Source organism: Streptomyces abikoensis (assembly GCF_014648775.1).
GTDB lineage: Bacteria > Actinomycetota > Actinomycetes > Streptomycetales > Streptomycetaceae > Streptomyces > Streptomyces abikoensis.
This window is the reverse complement of sequence record NZ_BMRT01000001.1, coordinates 619,438-633,786: the sequence shown is the minus strand read 5'-3', so window position 1 is coordinate 633,786 and position 14,349 is coordinate 619,438. Positions and strand designations below refer to the sequence as shown.

General features: G+C 73.0%; 12 protein-coding genes. 8 read left to right on the top strand and 4 right to left on the bottom strand.

Features of this window, described 5'->3' with window-relative positions; translation table 11 throughout:
- Positions 1–116: 116 nt before the first annotated feature.
- Together IE096_RS02755 and IE096_RS02750 are read left to right on the top strand one after the other, a co-directional pair.
- Positions 117–3,923, top strand: a complete 3,807-nt coding sequence (locus tag IE096_RS02755) for an NACHT domain-containing protein (protein WP_189447981.1) — start codon at positions 117–119, stop codon at positions 3,921–3,923.
- A 1-nt stretch (position 3,924) separates the two neighbouring features.
- Positions 3,925–5,013 (top strand): M14 family metallopeptidase, encoded by a 1,089-nt coding sequence (locus IE096_RS02750; RefSeq protein WP_189447980.1) that lies wholly within the window; start codon positions 3,925–3,927, stop codon positions 5,011–5,013.
- Here IE096_RS02750 and IE096_RS02745 read toward each other — a convergent pair.
- Complete coding sequence (locus tag IE096_RS02745; protein ID WP_189447978.1) at positions 4,988–5,752, bottom strand: crotonase/enoyl-CoA hydratase family protein; 765 nt, start codon at positions 5,750–5,752, stop codon at positions 4,988–4,990. The two genes, IE096_RS02750 and IE096_RS02745, sit on opposite strands and share 26 nt — an antisense overlap.
- Entirely contained in the window at positions 5,749–7,395 is a 1,647-nt protein-coding gene (locus IE096_RS02740; RefSeq protein ID WP_189447976.1) for an acyl-CoA dehydrogenase family protein, read from the bottom strand. The genes IE096_RS02745 and IE096_RS02740 overlap by 4 nt, the downstream gene beginning before the upstream one ends.
- Positions 7,396–7,482: 87 nt before the next feature.
- Here IE096_RS02740 and IE096_RS02735 point away from each other — a divergent pair, with 87 nt between their 5' ends.
- From IE096_RS02735 to IE096_RS02710, 6 genes are all read left to right on the top strand, one after another.
- Positions 7,483–8,277 (top strand): PaaX family transcriptional regulator C-terminal domain-containing protein, encoded by a 795-nt coding sequence (locus IE096_RS02735; RefSeq protein WP_189447974.1) that lies wholly within the window; start codon positions 7,483–7,485, stop codon positions 8,275–8,277.
- A 95-nt stretch (positions 8,278–8,372) separates the two neighbouring features.
- Positions 8,373–9,077 (top strand): response regulator, encoded by a 705-nt coding sequence (locus IE096_RS02730; RefSeq protein WP_189447972.1) that lies wholly within the window; start codon positions 8,373–8,375, stop codon positions 9,075–9,077.
- A gap of 16 nt (positions 9,078–9,093) precedes the next feature.
- Positions 9,094–10,608: an ATP-binding protein gene (locus IE096_RS02725; protein ID WP_189447970.1), complete on the top strand. Its 1,515-nt coding sequence runs from the start codon at positions 9,094–9,096 to the stop codon at positions 10,606–10,608.
- Positions 10,605–11,192, top strand: coding sequence for a hypothetical protein (locus tag IE096_RS02720; RefSeq protein ID WP_189447968.1), 588 nt, complete (start codon positions 10,605–10,607; stop codon positions 11,190–11,192). Before IE096_RS02725 ends, IE096_RS02720 begins: the two co-directional genes overlap by 4 nt.
- A gap of 22 nt (positions 11,193–11,214) precedes the next feature.
- Positions 11,215–11,670 carry a helix-turn-helix transcriptional regulator gene (locus IE096_RS02715; protein WP_229819870.1) on the top strand — a complete coding sequence of 152 codons (456 nt, stop codon included), beginning with the start codon at positions 11,215–11,217 and terminating at the stop codon, positions 11,668–11,670.
- Between the two features lie 10 nt (positions 11,671–11,680).
- Entirely contained in the window at positions 11,681–12,094 is a 414-nt protein-coding gene (locus IE096_RS02710) for a VOC family protein (protein WP_189447964.1), read from the top strand.
- A 99-nt stretch (positions 12,095–12,193) separates the two neighbouring features.
- Here the strand turns inward: IE096_RS02710 and IE096_RS02705 are convergent, their stop codons facing one another.
- Entirely contained in the window at positions 12,194–12,709 is a 516-nt protein-coding gene (locus tag IE096_RS02705; protein ID WP_189447962.1) for a MarR family winged helix-turn-helix transcriptional regulator, read from the bottom strand.
- A 104-nt stretch (positions 12,710–12,813) separates the two neighbouring features.
- Entirely contained in the window at positions 12,814–14,322 is a 1,509-nt protein-coding gene (locus tag IE096_RS31745; protein ID WP_189447960.1) for an FUSC family protein, read from the bottom strand.
- Positions 14,323–14,349: the final 27 nt, after the last annotated feature.

Sequence of the window (14,349 nt, the reverse complement as noted above, 5' to 3'; positions counted from 1 at the left end):
GCGCTTCGGTCGTTGCGGCGCCCGGGATTCGACAGCGACGGAGGCCCAGCGCACGATGGAAGGGACGGAGGGAAGGGACGGAGGGACCGGGGCCGATCGGCAAGGGCTGAGGCACCATGAACTACGCCATCCGACACCCCAAGGGAAAAGTCGCACCGCCGAGCAGGCCGCCCCTGGTCCGGGTCCGGCGCGGGCTGCGCCGCGCGGCCGGCGCCGTCGAGCGGTCCGTCCGAAGGCTGCGCGTCCACATGGCCGCCCGCAGCATGGTGGCGCCGGCCCGGCGGTGGTGGGCGAAGCCGTCGATGAAGACGTTCGTCCAGCGTCTTTCCTACCTCGGCTGTCTGGTCCTCCTGGCCTGGGTCGTCGAAGGCGCGTACGGAATGGTCACCCACCGCAAGTCCCCCATGCAGCGATGGTGCGAGAAGGGCGGGGCCAACAATGGCTGCACGGTCGTGTATGGCTTTCTGGGGCCGTTCCTGAGCATCGGGCTGGCGACCTGCCTCTTTCTGATCGTCCAGTACGCCTTGGTGCGCCGACCGCTGAACAAGACGGCCAAGAAGGACGCCCGTCGGCTGGTCCCGACGGCCGGTCCGACGATGGAGGACGTGGTCGGGCGGAAAGAGGTGTGCCTCGTCATCGCGCGGGCCCTGCGCGACCGGCGCACCAGACGGCCCTATCTGCTGGTCGGCGGTGTGGGCAGCGGGAAGACGTCCGTGCTCGTCCAGCTCACGGAGTTGCTGGCCCGGAAAGGGGCCACCCCCGTGCCGGTACGGCTGCGGGACGCCGAACTGGACGGGGCACGGCTGGACTTCCACGACATGGGCATGAAGCGCTTCGCCGAGCTGGTGGACCGCGGTGTGCTGTCCAGCCACCAGAGCGAGCGGGTGTGGCGGCAACTGTGCATCGACGACAAAGTGGTGATCCTGGCCGACGGCCTTGAGGAGACCTTCGCCGAAGGCGAGGAGCAGAAGGAACGGGACATCCAGATCCGGCACGCGATCGAGCGGGCGCGGCGCCAGAAGCTCCCCCTCGTCATCGCCTCCAGACCGCACTCGCCACTGGAGAACACCCAGGCGGCGACCATCGATCTGGAGCCCCTCAGCGAGGAGGCGGCGCTGGAATATCTGGAGAGGAACGGCGCCGACCAGGACGACCACCGGCTGGACTGGATCGTCGAAACGGCCTGCGTGGCGGAATCCCCCCTCTACCTCCAGATCGCACGGCAGCTACGGGACAACCACCTGCTCGACCACCTGGCGGGAGCCAAGGGTCCGGAGAAACTGGACACCCGTGACTCCGACCGCTTGGGTCTGCGGCTGCAATTGCTGGAGACCTGGCGGAGCGCCCTGAGCGCGGGGCACGTCCGGGGCAATATCGCGCTGTCCTCCGAGGACCGTGAGACCACCATCGAGGTCATTTCCGCGCTGGCCGGGATAGGGCTGCTGCGGGACCGGCTGGAGGTCGGGTTCGACGAACTGATCGGGAAGGACCACGACCCGGAATCGAGATTCCCGGGGATCTGGGAGCGGCTCTCGCAGCGGCTGGGAGTGCATTGCCCCGTGTGCGGGGACATGCGCCAGTGCCGGGTGCTCCTGGCCCTGTGCGCCACCCAGGGCGAACAGCTCGGTCTGGTGGAGGCGCACGGGAATCGGGTCCGCTTCCCGCACAGCATCGTCCAGGCGTACCTCGGTGCCGGTTATTTCGACGTCTCCGGCCGGGAGTCCTTCTCCAAGGCGCTCGAAGAGCCGGGGCCGGGGAGGGAACTGCTCATCGGGATCGTCCTCAGATCCCGGGCGGGCCGGCACGCCCCCCGGTGGGGAGCCGTCGACTGGGCGGACGTCGTCCGGCGGCTGCTCCGCGCGGCCGAGGACCGCACGGATCCCAAGGCGCTGGAGATGTACACCGCCGCCCTCGAAATCGATCAGGTCGGGAAGGGCACCGAACTCCGGGCCGTCGCGCGGGCCGTCCAGCGGCGCTGGAAGTGGATCAGGTCGGGCGATCCCAGGACCATCGAAGGGGCGAAGCTCACGCTGGTGCACCGGTCCGGCGAGGTCCTCCGGGCGATCGCCGGGGCCGGTTCCGGCGAGGCCGTCGCCGACCGGGTCCGGAACGGCTACGGCGCCTTGTTCTCCATCGCCACGGTCGAGCCCTCCTACCCCATCAGGCTCGCCATCGCACAGGAGATGGGCGCGGGGGGCGACCTGGCCTTCGACGCCCTGCGCAACATGTTCCCGCTGCCGCCCAAGGAGGAGATGTCCCGGGACGACGACCCCTGGGTGCAGTACGGAAGGGAGACCCGGGACGAGTCGTACGTGGAACACCGGACCCGGGAGTTCTATCTCCGGCAGATGGCCGGAAACGATCAAGTGCGCGAACAATACGCGAAGTTCGAGAAGGACAGCGTCGAGCGCCGGGCCGAGATCTGGCGGAAGTTCGTCATGCGGGCCTGGCTGGTGCCGCTGATGACCGAATCCGTCGGGGAAGCGCACCGAAGCCAGGCGAAGGAAAGAGTCCGGCTCTGGCTCGGCCATCTGGAGCCGGAACACACCCATTCGCACCAGGCGGATCTGCCGCTCTCCCTGGAGATCGCCCTGGCCCAGGGCTTCAAGAGCGCCGCCAACCGACGGAAACTGCATCCGCACGTGAACGAGGAGGCCCGGGAATTCCTCATCGCACAGGCGGAGGGCATGCTCGCCCATGCCCGTTCCTGGTTCGCCCAGGTGATACTCATCCAGGCGCTGTGTCTGTGGGAGCTCCCGGACAGCTCGACGAGAAGCCGGCCCGGGAAGCCCGGTGGTGACCACGCGCGGGCGAAAGCCGATCCGGTCCAGGCGGTGCGGCGCTGGCTGGAGATGGCGGGCACCCGACGGGACCCGCACGGCCGCGACCAGGACGAGGACCGGACCCCCAAGGGAGACCGGCTGCATCCCTTCGTCGCCGAAGCGGCGAACCTGGCGGTGCTCGCCCTGCAGAGCGGTCACCCCGAGCGGTTCGTCTGGATCGACGAGATGGGAACGGTCGGCAACATCGGCTCCTCGCCCGCCGACCCCGGCGCCTACCGCAAGCACAACCTCTGGATCCCGCCGTCGGTGGGATGGACCACCCTCCACCCGCGTGCCCAGCAACTGCTCGCCGACGTCATCCTCCTCCTCAACCTCACGGAGCGCGACAAGGAGAACGTGGACGAGCTGGAAACACGCCTCAAGCGCGCGAACAGGTCGGAACTGCCGCCCTGCCTCACCAAGGACCGCCGGCCCCTGGACCCCAAGCGGACCGTCGGCATGGCCGAGCACGCGTCACCGGGCAGCGCCTGCCTGCGCGACTGCCCCTTCGAGCTGTGCCCCTACCCCGCCATGGGCTCCCTGCCGCGCGCGGAACTGCGCGAGACGTTCTGCCGGCAGCAGCAGGCGCTGCTGCGTCCGTACCGCCGGCTGAGCTATGCGAACCCCCTGTCCTGGGCGCGCCGCAAGCGCGCGCCCTGGCAGGGCATGACGTGCAAGGAACTACGGGACTTCTGGGAGGCCATGGCGGCCAGGTCCCGGACCCCTTCGAGCAGCACGTTCTCCCTGCGACGCAAAGGAGCCGACATGGCTGACCGGGAAAGGACGCTCCACGTACGCGTGACGGCGAAGGACGACAGGACGCTGCACACCACGCTCCGGGAGGAACGGCCGGACATCGGCGGCGGCCCGCGCCGCACCGGCGGCCCCGGGGACGAGGTGAGCATCGAGGCCTATGTGACCGAGCGGAAGGCCCTGGAGATCGACGGGCGTGACGGCGTCACCGTGCACGTCCTGAAGGACGCGACCGCCACCGGCCGGGCCCGGCAGGCGGAAGTGGGCACCGGAAACCGGTTCGCGGCCCCCGACGCGGTTCCGCAGGGGCTCGGGGAGAAGACGAAGGACGAGAGGCGGGAGCGTTGAGATGACGTACCTCAACATCGCCGAAGTCGACTCGGCGGCGGTGAACCTGTCGCACGCCTACTCCGATCTCTGCGAACTCGTGGAGCTTCCCGAGGCGTCGATCGAGGGCGTCGCCTGTCACGCGCTGCGCGTGGGCGCGCCGTCCGCCGACGGCCGTGACTGTGTCGTGCTCATCGGGGGAGTCCACGCCCGGGAGTGGGGAAGCTGCGAGATCCTCGTCGATTTCGCCGCCGATCTGCTGGAGGCGTACAAGTCCGGATCAGGTCTCCGCTACGGAGGCAAGAGCTTCACCGCCGCCGAGGTGCACGCGCTGCTGAACAATGTGAACGTTGTCGTCTTCCCGCTGGTCAATCCGGACGGTCGCCGTTACAGCCAGACCGTCGAACCGATGTGGCGCAAGAACCGCGACACCGCCAACGCGCCCGCCGGTCATGGCGGCGACTGCGTGGGCGTCGACATCAACCGCAATTACGACTTCCTGTTCGACGCCACCAAGGCGTTCTCGCCCACGGCGGGCGTGCGCGTGTCGAGCGATCCGTGCGACCCGCAGGTCTACCAGGGGCCTTACGCGTTCTCCGAGCCCGAGACCCGGAACGTCCGGTGGCTCCTGGAAGAGGGATTCCCGCACACGCGCTGGTTCGTGGACGTGCACAGCTATTCCGAGGACATGCTCTACGTATGGGGCGACGACGAGGATCAGAGCGAAGACAAGTCGATGAATTTCCTCAACCCCGCCTACGACGGACGCCGGGGCCTGCCCGGCGACACCGACTACCGCGAATACATTCCCCAGGACGATTTCGACAGCGCGACCGCGCTTGCGCGGAGCTTCACCGATGGGCTGCGTGAGGTACGGGGCACCGAGTACACCCCGAAGTCCGGCTTCGACCTCTACCCGACGTGCGGCACCAGCGACGACTACGCGTTCTCCCGGCACTTCGTCGACGACAAGAAGGAGAAGGTCCTCGCCTACACCATCGAATGGGGCAAGGAATTCCAGCCGCCGTGGGCCGATATGGAGGAGATCATCAAGGACGTGAGCGCGGGTCTCCTGCAGTTCTGCCTCAGCGCCGCCGCCGTCCCCCGGTGAAGCGTGCCACCCCTTCCGCCGCCTCCGGCAAGGCCCCCATGCCGTGGGTGAGTTCGACGCCCAGTGCCCGCTCCTCGTCCAGCCCCTCCTGGTCGAGGAGCGACGCCCGGTCGCTCCGCAGGCAGGTCTGCGGGAAGCGGGCGATCTCCGCCGCCAGGTCCTCCGCCGCCGCGCGGGAGGTGCCGGGCGGCACCAGGCGGTTGATGAGACCCATGGCGTGGGCCTCGGCGGCCGGGACCGGGCGGCCGGTGAGGATCAGGTCCATGGCCCGGGAGGCGCCGATCAGCCGGGGCAGCCGGACCGTGCCGCCGTCGATCAGGGGCACGCCCCAGCGGCGGCAGAGGACGCCGAGGACGGCGTCCTCCTCCGCCACCCGCAGATCGCACCAGAGCGCGAGTTCCAGGCCGCCCGCGACGGCGTGCCCGGCGATCGCGGCGATCACCGGTTTGGCCAGCCGCAGCCGGGTGGGGCCCATCGGCCCGTCGCCGTCGGGCGCCACGCGGTTGGCGCGGGCGGTGCCGAAGGCCGTGAGGTCGGCGCCCGAGCAGAACGCGCCGCCCTCGCCCCACAGCACCGCGACGCGCGCCGCCGGGTCCGCGTCGAACGCCCGGAAGGCGTCGGCCAGGGCGGCGGCCGTCGGGCCGTCCACGGCGTTGCGGACGTCCGGGCGGGAGAGGACGACGGTGGTCACCGGGCCCCGGCGCTCGGTGCGTACGGCCGCCGACGCGGAGGCGGTCACGGGGTGTCCTTGAGCCGGGCGCGTTCGAGGATCTGCCCGAGGTCCGTGCCGGTCGGCAGGGTGCCGAAGGCGTTGCCCCACTCGCCGCCGAGCCGCGAGGCGCAGAAAGCGTCGGCGACGGCCGGGGTGCTGTGCCGCACCAGCAGGCTGCCCTGGAGGACGAGCGTGAGCTGCTCGGCGACGCGGCGGGCGAGGAGCTGGGCGCGGTGGGGGTCGGAGAGCTCGCCGAGCAGGGTGCGCAGCCGGGCGACGGCGGCGTCCAGTCGGGCGTCCGCGCCGGCGGCGAGGCCGACCTCGGCGAAGTAGGCGTCCAGCGAGTCCGGTTCCCGGGTCAGCGCCCGCAGCACGTCGAGCGCCGCCACATTGCCGGAGCCCTCCCAGATGGACAGCAGCGGCGCCTCCCGGTAGAGCCGCGGCATGCCGGACTCCTCGACGTAGCCGTTGCCGCCCAGGCACTCCAGGGCCTCGGCGGCGTGGGCGCTGCCGCGCTTGCACACCCAGTACTTGCCGGCGGCCAGCGCGAGCCGGCGCAGCGCGCCCTCCCGGGCGTCGCCCGCCTCGGAGCGGTCGAGCGCCGCCGCGAGCCGCAGGGCCAGCGTCGTCGCCGCCTCGGACTCGACGGCGAGGTCGGCCAGGACGTTGCGCATCAGCGGCTGGTCGATCAGCTCCGCGCCGAACGCCCGCCGGTGCGCGGTGTGGTGGAGCGCCTCCCGCAGCCCGGCGCGCATCCCGGCGGCCGAGCCGGTCACGCAGTCGAGGCGGGTCATGTTGACCATCTCGACGATCGTGCGCACCCCGCGCCCGGGTTCGCCCACGGGCCAGGCCAGCGCCTGCTCGTACTCGATCTCCGCCGAGGCGTTGGAGCGGTTGCCGAGCTTGTCCTTCAGCCGCTGGAGCCGCATCGCGTTGCGGGTGCCGTCGGGCAGCACGCGCGGCATCAGGAAGCAGGTCAGGCCCTCCTCGGTCTGGGCCAGCATCAGGAAGACGTCGCTCATCGGCGCCGAGGTGAACCACTTGTGGCCCGTGACCGCGTACGAGCCGTCGCCCGTGGGCACGGCCCGGGTCGTATTGGCGCGGACGTCCGAGCCGCCCTGCTTCTCGGTCATCGACATGCCCGCGATCAGGCCGCGCTTGCCGAGCGGCGGGCGCAGCCCGAAGTCGTACGTCCGGGACGCCAGCAGCGGCTCGTAGACGGCGGCCAGCTCCGGCTGGGCGCGCAGGGCGGGCACGGCCGCGTACGTCATCGAGACGGGGCAGCCGTGGCCGGCCTCGGCCTGCGCCCAGGCGTAGAACTTCGCCGTGCGCACCAGGTGCGCGCCGGGCCGGGCCTCCGCCCAGGGCGCGGCGTGCTGGCCGCTCCCGACGGCGGCGGCCATCAGTTGGTGCCACGCGGGGTGGAACTCGACCTCGTCGATCCGGTGGCCGTAGCGGTCGTGGGTGCGCAGGACCGGAGGGCTCGCCTCGGCCGTCCGGGCCCACTCCCGCACCTCCTCCGAACCGGCCCGCGCCCCCAGCTCGCGGACCTCGGCCTCGCCCCAGCCGCCGCCGTCCCGGCGCAGGGCCTCCAGCAGCGCGGGCTCGTCGGCGGTGGAGAAGCCGGTGAGGGGCGGGGCCTGGTTGAACACGTCGTGCGTGGCGCTCACGGCGACCTCCGGGGGACACGGTCCGCATGGCATTACACTTTTATGATGCGTGATGCGAGGCTGTAATGGATAGGGGTTTCGCCAGCCATGGACGCCACTGATTCCACCGAATCCACCGATGCCACTGATTCCCTCGACTCCCTCGCCCTGCGGCCGCTGACCGCGCGCTCGGTCGTGCTCTCGACTCTCCTGGGCCACCACCCGCCCGCGCTCCCGGCCCGGGCCCTGGTCCGCGTCGGCGAGCTCTTCGGCACCGCCGAGGGCACCGTGCGCACGGCCCTGACCCGGATGGTCGCCGCCGGGGACCTGGAGCAGCGCGACGGCACGTACCGGCTCACCGACCGGCTGCTCGCCCGCCAGGCCCGGCAGGACGACAGCCGCGCGCCCCGCACCCGCGCCTGGTCCGGCGGCTGGGAGATCGCGGTCGTCACCGCCGAGCGGCGCCCCGCCCCCGAGCGCGCCGCCCTGCGGCAGGCGATGACCGCGCTGCGCCTGGCCGAGCTGCGCGAAGGGTGCTGGACGCGGCCCGCCAACCTCGTCCGCGCCCCGGCGTGGCCGCCCGTCGTGGCCGGACAGTGCGCGCTGTTCACCGGGGCGCCCGAAGGGGACCCGGCCGCCCTCGCCGCCGGCCTGTGGGACCTGACCGGCTGGGCCCGTCGCGCCCGCGCCCTGGAAGCCGCCCTGGAGGCGCTGCCGGGCGGGCCGGACCGCCTCGCCGAGCGGTTCACCGTCTCGGCGGCGGTGCTGCGTCACCTGCTGGCCGACCCGGTACTGCCCCCGCCCCTGCTGCCCGCCGACTGGCCGGGCGAGCGGTTGCGCGAGCGCTACGAGGACTTCGACCGGGACTTCCGTACCTTGCTCCTGCGGCACATCGGGGTGTAAGTGACGGCGGTCGATTTATGAGAAGTCGGTGACAGTTCCGGCGGGAGCGAGCCCCCGGGCGCATTCGTGCGAACGAACGACCGATACTGGTGCCCATGTCACGCGTGCTTCTGATCGAGGACGACCGGGCCGTCAGGGAAGGGGTCACCCTCACCCTGCGCCGCCGCGGCCACGAGGTCGAGGGCGCGCCCACCGGCGAGGCCGGGCTGGCGGCGCTGGAGAGCTTCCGCCCCGACCTGGTGCTGCTGGACCTGATGCTGCCCGACAAGAGCGGCTTCGAGGTCTGCCGGCGCATCCGCGCCACCCAGCAGATACCCATCATCATGCTCACCGCCCGCGGCGACGACATCGACGTCGTCCTCGGCCTGGAGGCCGGGGCCGACGACTACATCGTCAAGCCCGCCCGCGGCGAGGTCCTGGAGGCCCGCATCCGGGCCGTCCTGCGCCGCGCCGCCCCCGTCGACGGCGGCGGCCCCGACCCGGCCGTCCCGCAGGCCACCGCCGAGACCCACGGCGACCTGACCATCGACCGCGCCGGGCTGCTCGTCTCCAAGCACGGCCAGGACCTGCCGCTCGCCCCCTCCGAGATGAAGCTGCTGCTCTACCTGTCCGCCACCCCCGGCCGGGTCTTCAGCCGCCAGCAGCTCCTCGAGCATGTCTGGGAGCACAGCTACCACGGCGACGCCCGCCTCGTGGACGCCTGCGTCATGCGGCTGCGCACCAAGGTCGAGGAGTCCACGCGCTCCCCCCGCTACATCCAGACCGTCCGGGGCTTCGGCTACCGCTTCGGCCCCGTGTGAGCCGCGGAAACCCCTCATGAGCCCCCTGAACCGCCCGGTCCACCTGCGCCGCCCCTCCCTGGGACGGCCGGCCCTGCGCACCCTCTTCCGGGGCCTGCGGGCCCGGCTCGTGGTGGCGTTCCTCCTCGTCGCCGCGCTCAGCGCGCTCACCACGGCCGCGCTCACCTTCCGCGAGGCCCGCACCGCGATCCTCAAGCGCACCCAGGACACGGCCGTCTCCGCCCTGCGCTCCCAGGTCAACTCCCAGGTCCCCGACCTGCGCTTCCCGCCCGGCCACGGCGACCTGGCCAGGTTCACCACCAACCTCGCCCGCGCCGGCCAGGCACAGCAGTGGAACATCTACGCCCGCTACCGGGACGGCGCCATGGTCCCCAAGGCCCGCCCCGGCGCCAGGGGCATCCCCGACGGGGTGCAGCAGAAGGTCCACTCCGGCATCGCCGCCTTCCAGCGCGTCGAGATCAACGGCGAACCCTGGCTCGCCATCGGCCTGCCCGTCGCCTACAGCGGCGAGGGCGGTGAGCTGTCCGGCCTGGAGGTCTACGCCCAGGTGCCCCTCCGCGAGGACGAGGCGAACGTCCAGGCACTGGTCGAAGCGGCACAGAGCGGCGCCCTGCCCGCCCTCGCGCTGGCCATCGTGCCCGCCCTCCTCGCCGCGCGCGGCGTGCTGCGGCCCGTGCGCGAGCTGCGCCGCGCCACCCAGCGGATCACCGAGGGCGAGCTGGACACCCGGCTGAAGGTCACCGGCAGCGACGAACTCGCCGACCTCTCCCGCACGTTCAACGACATGGCCGCCGCCCTGGAGGAGAACGTCGCCGAACTGCGCCGCATGGAGGCCAACTCCCGCCGCTTCGCCGCCGACGTCTCCCACGAGCTGCGCACCCCGCTGGCCGCGATGACCGCCGTCGTCGACGTCCTCGACGAGGACGCCGAGAGCCTCGACGAGGACACCGCCTACGCCGTGCGCCTCATCAGCCAGGAGACCGGCAAGCTCGCCCGCATGGTCGAGGACCTGATGGAGATCTCCCGCTTCGACGCCGGCGCCGCCGCCCTCCACCTCGACGAGGTCGACGTGGCCGAGACGGTCCGCAAGACCCTCCAGGCGCGCGGCTGGCAGGACAAGGTCACCGCCGACCTGCCCGAGGGCGTCCGGGCCCGGCTGGACCCGCGCCGCGTCGACGTCGTCGTCGCCAACCTCGTCGGCAACGCGCTGCGGCACGGCGGCGAGCCGGTCGCCGTCGCCGTCCGCACGGAGGAGCGGTACGACGGCGGGGAGCACAGCGGCGAGCGGCTGCTGATCGAGGTCGCCGACCGGGGCGAGGGCATCGACCCGGACGTCCTGCCGCACGTCTTCGAGCGGTTCTTCAAGGCGGACGCCGCCCGGGTCCGCTCCGAGGGCAGCGGCCTCGGCCTCGCCATCACCATGGAGAACGTACGACTGCACGACGGGACCGTCCGGGCCGCCAACGGCCCAGGGGGAGGCGCGGTGTTCACCGTCGACCTCCCGCTGCGGCGTGGAGGTGACGAGTCATGAGACGGCGACGTACGGACAAGCGGCGCGCGGCCGCCGCCGCGGCGCTGTTCGGCGCCCTCGCGGGCGTCCTGGCCGGGTGCGGCGTCGAGCCCACCGACGTCATCGAGGTGGGCCAGCCCGCGCAGGGCGCGAAGCAGCCCGGCGCCCCCGTGCGGGAGGTCCGGCTCTACTTCGGCTTCCCCGGCGGCCTCGAACCCCGCTCCCGCCCCGCCGCCGGCGAGGTCGGCGCGGAGGAGGCCGTGGCCCTGCTGCTCCAGGGCCCCAACGAGGCCGAGCGGATGCAGGGCCTGTTCACGGACCTGCCGAAGCTGCCGCAGAACTCCGTCGTCGTCGCCACGGTCCCCGGCACGGTGACGATCCGGCTGCCGCTGGACCCGACCCGGCTCAGCGCCATCGCCCGCAACCAGCTCGTCTGCACGGCCTCCCACAACGGCGTGCCCGACGACCGCCGGCCCGAGGACGTCAAGGTCGACCTCATGGGCAACGGCAAGGGCCTGAAGAACCTCGTCTGCGACAACGAGCTCCTCACGCCCCGGGTCGGCAGCAGCCCCGCCCCGGCCCCCTCGATCACGCCCGCGCCCTGACCGCCGTGCGATGCTGGAGCGCGTGACACTCGAGGACCTCGTGAGGCTGCGCCGCGCGCGGGACGTGATCGACCGCGACTACGCGCTGCCGCTGGACGTCCCGGCGCTGGCCCGCGTCGCCCTGATGTCGTCCGGGCACTTCTCCCGCAGCTTCCGCGCCGCGTTCGGCGAGACGCCGTACAACTACCTGATGACCCGCCGTATCGAGCGGGCCAAGGCGCTGCTGCGGCGGGGCGACCTGAGCGTGACGGAGGTCTGCTTCGCCGTCGGATGCACCTCACTGGGCTCGTTCAGCTCGCGCTTCACCGAGCTGGTCGGCGAGAGCCCGAGCGCGTACCGGGCCCGCCCCCACGAGGCGGGCGCCGCGATCCCGGCGTGCGTGGCCAAGGTCTACACACGGCCGCTCAGGACCAGGGACCCGGCCGGCGCCGGGCAACCGGTCAGGATCGGAGAAGCGGATCCGGCCGTCGCCTCGTAGCGTCGAGGGCATGACCATCAAGCTTTCACAGTGCTTCATCGCCGTCGACGACCACGACAAGGCCCTCGGCTTCTACCGCGACATCCTCGGCCTGGAGGTCCGCAACGACGTCGGCTTCGAGGGGATGCGCTGGGTGACCGTCGGCTCGCCCGCGCAGCCGGATGTCGAGATCGTCCTCGAACCGCCGCTCGCCGACCCCAACGCCTCGCCCGCCGACCGGCAGGCCATGGCGGAGCTGCTGGCCAAGGGCCTGCTGCGCGGCGTGATCTTCTCCACGGACGACTGCGACGCCACCTTCGAGAAGATCCGGGCCGCCGGCGGCGAGGTCCTCCAGGAGCCGGTCGACCAGCCCTACGGCGTCCGCGACTGCGCCTTCCGCGACCCGTCGGGCAACATGCTCCGCTTCACGCAGCCGCGTACGTAAGGGGCGCGGGGAACGGCGCGACAAGCCACGGACGGCCCGCGGCCGCACGACCGCACCGACCGAGCGCTCGGACGCGTTGTCGGGTGCCCCCCCGGGAGGCTAGGGCTGAAGCCCGCCGAGCCGCCCCTCAAGGAGGACGAGCAGCTCGGCGAGGATGTCGGCGAGCTCGTCCTGCCGGTCCTTGCCGAGCCCCGCGAGCAGCACCTGCTCGTACTCCAGCTGGCGCGGGATCAGCACGTCGATGAGCTCCCGGCCGGAGTCGGTCAGCGACAGGTGGGCCACCCGCCGGTCGCGGTCGTCCGGTCGGCGGGCGACCAGGCCGCGCTCCTCCAGCACCCGCAGCCGCTTGGTGACGGCCGCGCCCGAGGCGAACGTCTCCCGGGCGATCTGCCCGGGCGTGAGCTCCCGGCCCGTGCGCCGCAGGGTGCCCAGGATGTCGAACTCCGCCCGCGTCAGCCCCTCGCGCACCAGCGGGGCGTCCGTGGCCTGCTGGAGCAGGGCGGCGCACCGGTTGAGCCTGCCGATCACGGCCATCGGCGCGGTGTCCAGTCCGGGGTGGACCTGCTGCCACTGGCGCAGCACGCGCGCGACGATGTCCTCGGCGTCCTCGGCCACAGTTCTCGATCCTCTCCAGTCGGTGTTCCCCGGTAGATTCTGCCGCGACGTGCGCGGGCGGATCCGTCGAGGCCCGCCGGAGGGCCGCGTGCCGTCGGGCGGCGTCAGCCGGCGGCGGGCGCGGGGGCGCGGAGGGCGGCCAGGGCCCGGTGCCCCTCGTGCTCCTCGTGGGCGATCCGCGCCTCGGGCAGCGGGTGCCGCCGCCGCTCACCGGCCGCGACGTCCGCCGCCGCGCGCAGCTCCAGCAGCGCCGCCCCGAGCCGCTGCCGGGCATGGGCCGGATCCCGCGTGCTGTCATGCGCGTCGGCACGCGCGTCGCGGACCCGGGCGAGGGCGGCCTCCACCCGTGCCACGGCCCGTCCGTCGGCGACCAGCAGGCAGACCAGCACCCCCACCGCGGCGCCCGCCGCCGTGTCGACGCCCCGGTCCGCGATGGTCCCGCCCGCCGGGTGCGCCCCGGCGAACTCGCCCAGCAGCAGCGCCATCGGAGTCACGAACACGCTGCCCAGCCAGTAGTTCCGGGCGATGGTCGCCTCCGCCGTCACCTGGAGCGCGAGCGCGACCGCCACCATGACGACCTCACCCGCGCGGGCGAGGGGCAGCAGCGCGGCGAACAGCGCCAGCCCCACGACATTGCCGATCACGCGCTGTGCGCCGCGCTGCCAGGACGCGGAGGCGTGCGCCTGGACGACGGACGCGGCGGCGACGACGGCCCAGTGGGGGTGCGTACCGCCCAGCGCGAGGGCGGCCCACCCGGCGAGGGCGCCGCCGAGCGCGACGCGCAGCGCGGCCAAATACAGCCCGTCCGGCGTTTGAGGACACCGCGCGTCAGCGCGGAACGGGGGCCCGGGGGCGAAGCCCCCGGCGTCGGGAAGGGCCGGGATCGGGGAATTCCCACGGCGCAGGCCCCGCGCCACCTCCCGCAGCGGCCCCGCCTCCCCCTCGGACGCTGCCTCGGCCCACCTGACCAGGGCCTCCAGGGTGGGCTCGCCCGCGCACGCCCGCCGCGCCGCCTCCGCCGTCACCAGCACCGCGTGCCGGTCGCCCCGGGCCGCCGCCTCCAGGGCCCGTGCCACGGCGATCCGCTCCGGCCCGCGCGGCCGGACGAGGCCCGGGGCCATGCAGATCAGCCAGGCCAGGGCGCCGCTCGCCGCGACCAGGCCCAGATGCGCGGGCACCTCGGTGGCCCGCTGCGGCACGAAGAACGCCGTCGACGTGACGAACGTCAGCACCACGTTCCCCGGCGGCCCGATCCGCGCGGCGTCGCACACGGCCTTGTGGGCCGCCGCGACGAGCGCCGCGAGCAGCACCAGCAGGGGAGCCGAGTGGACGAGGGCGGCACCGGTCAGGGCCACGCCCATGCCCGCGACCGCGCCCAGGACCACCCAGGCCAGCGTCCGGGCGCGCCGGGCGTAGGGCCGGTCGTGCCCGTACAGCGCGCAGAGCGCGCCGGCGGCGGTGTACAGGGCGAGGTCGAGGCGGCCGAGCGCGAGGAGCGTCACGTCGGGGACGGCCAGCGCGAGGGCCGCGCTCAGCGCGGGCCGGTGCCAGCCGTCCGCCGCCGGCTTCAGCCGGACGACACCGCGCAGGGGCAGGGGAGGGAGCTTCGCCATACAAAAACATTAGCAGGTGTTTTACTG